The 5308-nt window shown below is 36.8% G+C and carries 3 protein-coding genes; all 3 read right to left on the reverse strand.

What is annotated here, in order from left to right:
* Window positions 1–80: 80 nt before the first annotated feature.
* The 3 genes from Q0L68_RS15750 to gldC all read right to left on the reverse strand — a co-directional run bounded on the left by Q0L68_RS15750 (window position 81) and on the right by gldC (window position 5108).
* Entirely contained in the window at window positions 81–1547 is a 1467-nt protein-coding gene (locus Q0L68_RS15750; RefSeq protein WP_296705054.1) for a hypothetical protein, read from the reverse strand.
* A gap of 12 nt (window positions 1548–1559) precedes the next feature.
* On the reverse strand, window positions 1560–4445 hold the full coding sequence (locus Q0L68_RS15755) for a carboxypeptidase-like regulatory domain-containing protein (protein ID WP_296705055.1): 2886 nt from the start codon (window positions 4443–4445) through the stop codon (window positions 1560–1562).
* A 321-nt stretch (window positions 4446–4766) separates the two neighbouring features.
* The gene (gldC, locus tag Q0L68_RS15760; RefSeq protein ID WP_296705056.1) at window positions 4767–5108 is read right to left on the reverse strand and encodes a gliding motility protein GldC; all 342 of its coding nucleotides are present in this window, start codon (window positions 5106–5108) and stop codon (window positions 4767–4769) included.
* Window positions 5109–5308 lie beyond the last annotated feature (200 nt).

The following is a 5308-nucleotide window of genomic DNA, read 5'->3' on the forward strand; positions in this document are numbered from 1 at the left end:
TATACATCCTTAATGATAGGTAGAAAAAGTAAAAAAAAAGGCTTATTTTCTCCTAATAAGCCTTTTAATTGAGATTATTATTAATTCACTGGAAGGTCGTTCCCTACCACAGTATTGGGATTGATCAAAGGAATATTCGATCCCCATTTAGCATTTATTTGTTCTATAAATTCATTTGCTATGAAAGCATGAGCTCTACCATTAGGATGAATACCATCTACAGAAATCCCTCCATTTGGAGGAATAATACTAGCTGTGAGAGCCTGACCATTAAATCTAACTTCGCCTTTAAGTACTTGATTCAAAAAAGATTTAACATCAACTAAAACCAAACGAGAGTCAGAATTTTGTACAGCCGATTGAATAATTTGATTAAAGGCATCAATACTAGATTGAACTTCATTTTGCTCAGCAGTAGTCAAAACATAAGCATCTTCAACTGGATAACTTACCCCCCGGATACTTTGAGGATCGCCGTTTACAGGCTGTCCTAATACTTGAGAAAGGGTTAAGGTTGATTTGTCAGAAGAATTACTTTGGCGGATGGAAGGTAAACCAAAACCTGTTAAATCTGTCAGATTTTCATCACTCATTAGATATCCATTTTGACCTGCTACAAAGTTTACCGTACGCAATGCTCGTTCCTCAGCTGAAATAGCCCCTATTGTCTCTAATTGAACAAGGCCTCCATTATAGGCAGCAAAATTTTGATTTACAAAAGCAGCGGTCTGAGCATCAAGAGGAAGCGAATTCCACGGAACTAAATTGAAATATGGTAAAACATTCAAATCTGGAATATTTCCAACTGCACCCTTTGCTTCTTGCACAGTGGTCAAAAGTGTTCCAAGAGCTGCATTGAACCTTGCTGTAAAATCTGATACAGAAGTAAGTAAGCTGGGATTGGAGGCTCCACCAACTGCATAACCTAATACATCGCTACTTCCTAACCAAAATGTAAAGAAAGTACCTCCATTGGCAAGTGCTGACGCAGCATCACCAATTGGAGTGGAAACTCCAGGTTGTGTAGCAAATCTAGCGTAATAAGGATTATAAGCAGGGTTTTGAGGTACATTGGGTCCTCCTGTTTGAGGAATCAAAGCCAACCCTAGAGTCATATTAGGGACAGAGAAATTATTCAATGATGTTTTGTCCCCGCTAAATGGTTCTAGAAAATCCCCGATTCCAATAGGAGCAGGAGCTGTAGTTCCATTTTGTGTTTTTAATATCAACCTACCCAAAGGAACTCCTCCTGGTCCAATTGCAAAAAAACCATTCTCAGAATTAATAGAAGGGACATTAAATCCGGATCCAATAATAGTTTCCATCTGAGTTGCCACTTGTACCGCAAAAGAATTTTGTTGGCCTCTAGTATAGAGTGCCCCATCCATAAAGCCTGCCGCAATACCATCCCCAATTACCACCATTTTACTAAAATCTGCTTCGCCCTGGCTAGGCTCATAAGTTGGGGTTTCAGGAAAATCGTAGGTACAGGAAAATGCAGATCCGATTATAATCCCAAATGTTATATATCTAGTTATCTTTTTCATAAACAGTAATTTTTATCTCAACAACTCATCAAAAGTGATAGATAGGTAATAGATTGCTCCAATAGTTGGACCACCAAAATTCAAGAAGTACCTATTGTTTGTAATATTGGATCCACCTAACTTAAAGATCGATTTCATGGAGGAAACTTTATAGCTAACCTGTGCATCAACTGTAGTTACAGCCGGAACTTCACCTCTTGCAAATGAAGACTCCCAACGGAATGCAGACTGACTTCGCATAGCAACATTGAAACCTAAATTCTTGGTTATTCTTCTATTCCCAAATGTGATATTCCCTTTATGCTCTGGGGTGTTGAAGTCATTCAAAAATCCTTCAGTTGGTCCAGTCAATAATTTGTTGAAATTATAATTACCCGATAGGGTAAAATTACTAGGAAGATTAAATGTCATCCCTAAAGCCATTCCATGCGCCTTCACTTCACTACCTGTAAAATTTGTATAGGTTTGGAAAGTATTTTCTTGTCCTGGAGTGGTTACAGGTGTCAAGAGGGATGGAGCATTTACCGCATTAATTGCCAATTGGTCACCGTTAGCTGGAATAGGATAGACAGGCCCTGGAGCTTTTCTAACTGCATTTTGTGTGATGAAATCGTTATAAACATTATAGTAATAAGCAAAGTCTATCATGATATTATTATTATTCAATAGACTTTTATATCCAACTTCAAAAGATTGTACCTGTTCAGGTCTTAGTTCTGGAAAATCTGACTCGGTTGCAGGAACCAATAAAGAGGTGGCTTCAGGTGAAACAGGACTTACACCAGAACCAACTTTTTCCACATATGATTCTACAGATGCTAATGTAAAGGCATTATTAAATATGTCGTACTTCTCTCGATAATAAGGAAGGCCGCCAATCAACCTTGCCGATACAACATTAAGATCAATATGCTGCCCTTGCGTTGTAGGCATTCTGAATCCTGTCTGATAAGCAAACCTGAAATTGTGGTTTTTTTCTGTAAATACACCTGAAACTCTTGGGCTAAACTGACCATCAAAATTTTCGTTTTTATCATATCTAAGAGAGGCCATCAATTTCAATTTATCATTAAGTACTCTCTTGCCTGCTTGCGCATATGCACCAAATTCAGAGATAGTGATATCATTGCCTTCCACATCCGCGAATATTGTTCCGTTAGAATTCAAATCATAAACTCTATAAGAACCTCCAACTTGTAAGTCTATAACTTCGATTTCATTACTGAAATCATATTGTCCCTCAAGCATGTACATACTTGATTGGTCATTGAATAAAGAACCTTGTGGAATAAAATTGGATCTTACTTCTTGAGATGCATTTTCAAATTCAGGAGTTCCAGGCATAATTCTACCAGTGTCAGCAAAGTCTCTAGCTGCTTGATGTGCAGTTGCTTGCTGCTGGGAAGTTCCTGGTTGACCCGGAGCAACTCCCTGTTGAGCAAGTGCGCCCATATAGGCGATTCCATACCCTCCAAACCAAGATGAGTTGTCCTTCCACATGCTATTTATATTAACACCAGTTAAATCAGCAATATAGGATTCACCAGAGTTTTCCCGCGTAGTATAGGCTCTAAGGAAAAAGTTACTTCCTCTTAGTTCTAACTTATGTTGGCTAATTTCAAAATTTCTCAGGGAATACCTTTGAGCACCTGTATATACAGAGGTTCCAGCACCGTAATTCAATGAATAACTTAACTCAGCTCTATCATTCAATCGCCAATATAAACCTGTGTTTACCTTAAAATTTTTGGCTCCATAATCAACCAAAAACCGCTCGTCATAGCCAGTTCTTGACACTAATTGATCTGGTAAGCTATTTAGATAACCGCCAAGACCTAATGCATTTGCTTGTTGTTGAATGGCTCCAACATTTTTGAGTAACCCAATATTGTTTGAAACCTCATCGCCAAAAACGTGAATGCGATTGGCACCCGGATTGAAAGGCAAGTCTCCTTGAGTGGCCACATTTAAGTCAGTCTGATCAGTTCCATACCAATCAGTAGCTTTCATAAATGAAGCATTAACTTTAAAGGCAAATTTATCATTAAATGCTTTGGCATAACGAATTGAACCTTCATACATTGGTTTTGGGCTACTGGGCTCACCTTCGCGACCATTAAAATGGTTGAAACCCTGCTTGTAAAAGGCACTTAAGCCTTGATATTCAAACGCATTTTTACTATTGACTAATAATATACCGTTAAAAGCATTAGGACCATATAGGGCAGAAGCAGCACCTGGAATAAATTCTAAACTTTCTACATCAAGCTCTGAAGGCCCATTTAGGTTTCCTATTGGGAAATTCAAAGCTGGAGCCTGGGTATCCATCCCATCTGTAAGTTGGACAAACCTCGTATTTCCCGTTGAATTAAATCCTCTGGCATTTATTATTTGAAAGTTAATGGATGAACTAGTTACATCAACTCCCTTTAAATTTGCTATAGATTTATAATAACTATCTGAAGGGGTGTCGCGAATGGCTAGAATATCCATTTTTTCGATGGAGACAGGAGATTGAAGGATATTTTCCTCAACACGGGATGCTGAAACAACTACTTCTTGCCCCAGCATGAACTGTTCTTCCATTTTGATATCAAGGACTTCAGAAGGTGCACTATCTAATTTTAATTCTATTGTCTGATATCCGACCATAGAAAATACCAAAATGAATGGAAAAGGCTGATTGACATTCAAACTAAAATTGCCATCCAAATCTGTAATGGTACCAATTACCTTTCCTTTAACAAGAATGTTGACACCTACCAAAGTTTCTTTCGTGTCGGCATCTGTTACCAAACCTGAAACTATCGTTTGGGCAAAAACCGGTAAGGTACCTATAGAAACTAGGAAGAACAGTGTCAAAACTACCCTCTTAATATTTGGAGTAGATTTCATCATATTTTTTTGGGTTTAATTATTAAATGAGAATTTGTAAGGGGATCATGCTTTAATAACACTCGAAATTTATTCTAAATAGTGGATATTAAATCATAATCAGTAAAATTTTAATAGGATAGTTCACAGTTAAAAAAAGTCGCTCTAGTGAAAATCAAGGCTATTTTTGATTAAAATTCAAAAAAAAATGGCAAATCCTTAATGATACTATTTCGAGATTAAGATTTTGTTATTAAATACTAAAATTCATTTTTTTTTAATTGATATAGGTCAAAAGAAAAAGCCCGATATAAACCGGGCTTTAAACTTGGTTTTATCTAATAATTATTGGCTTTTTCTATTTTCTTCATTTACGTGCCTCACTAAACGATCACATAAATCTTTAATCTCTTCAGACATGAACTCATCTCCAGTACTGTTGAGTATTGTTTGACCCATGCCACCAAGAATGTCAATATAAAATCTTTTCATTTCCACGACAGACATTTCCTCTGTCCATAGATCTATCCTTAGGGTACTTTGATTTAAATTATCCCAAATATTCAGGCTGATACTTTTAGTTGATTCCAATCCTTCACCTTCTTTATCCGAAGCATCCCAAGTAATTGATTTAGGAAGACTCTTTTCGTCTAATTCTATTTGAAATTTGATATCTGATTTTTTCATTTTTGAGATTTTTTTGATAAACCAAAGTGCTAGCTATGGAGTTCATTAATACAATTAATTAAGTAATATGATTATCCGTAATGATGCCAGTCACCTTAAATTCTTTGCTTATCTGGTCGGAAGACCGATGACCGAAGACCGAAGCAGCCTAAAATTTACAGTTGAGCTTATTTTGTATTGCATTAGTCTCCTTACTGGTA

This window comes from Algoriphagus sp., assembly GCF_024642405.1.
Lineage (GTDB): Bacteria > Bacteroidota > Bacteroidia > Cytophagales > Cyclobacteriaceae > Algoriphagus.